This window comes from Sporolactobacillus pectinivorans, assembly GCF_002802965.1.
GTDB classification, from domain to species: Bacteria; Bacillota; Bacilli; order Bacillales; family Sporolactobacillaceae; genus Sporolactobacillus; species Sporolactobacillus pectinivorans.
This window is the reverse complement of the sequence record NZ_NXGA01000010.1, coordinates 1-682: the sequence shown is the minus strand read 5'-3', so window position 1 is coordinate 682 and position 682 is coordinate 1. Positions and strand designations below refer to the sequence as shown.

The window sequence follows — 682 nt, the reverse complement described above, 5'->3', positions numbered from 1 at the left end:
AGTTCCATGATATTGCTTAACAATATTATATAAAAGTGCTAATCCAATACCTGAACCTTTCTGATTTTGATTAACCTGATAAAAACGTTTAAAAATATGTTGTTGTTCCTGTTCTGGAATACCGATACCATTATCTGATACTTCTATTTGTAATCCATTAAAATTCTTGAATGCACTAACACTCACTTTAGTATTATCAGTGTTATGACGATAAGCATTTTCCACTAAAATATTAATGCTTAGCATGTNGAATGTATAGTAAATATTAAGTGTGACTTATAGCGTGTTTCTATCGTTGATTGATAGACATGCTCAGCCGTTCGAATTACTTCATCAAAACTTTTAGAAACATTGATAGGTACTACTTCATTTTTCACATTAGTATCAATTAACATAGATTCGATGAGTTGTTGCATATATTGTGCTTCCGTTTTCATTTGTTGCAACGTTTGCTTACTTTCCATGCTTATATTATGACCTTCAATCATTTCTAAATATTGTGTACTCAATAAAAAAGAAGCTATTGGTGTTTTCATTTCATGAGATGCATTTTGCACAAACAGTTGTTGCTCATTCATTAGTTGTTCATAAGCTTTTACTGATTGTCGAGCTAAATAATATGCCAGCATTACCATTAATATAAACGCAAAAACAAATCCAATCGTTAGTACGTTAACTAACA

2 protein-coding genes are annotated in these 682 nt (G+C 30.4%); both read right to left on the bottom strand.

What is annotated here, in order from left to right; translation table 11 throughout:
* Positions 1–225 (bottom strand): sensor histidine kinase (locus COP04_RS20405; protein WP_239985021.1); only part of this gene is annotated, 225 nt, incomplete at its 3' end.
* 14 nt (positions 226–239) lie between these two features.
* Positions 240–536, bottom strand: coding sequence for a hypothetical protein (locus COP04_RS20400; RefSeq protein WP_476749557.1), 297 nt, complete (start codon positions 534–536; stop codon positions 240–242).
* Positions 537–682: the final 146 nt, after the last annotated feature.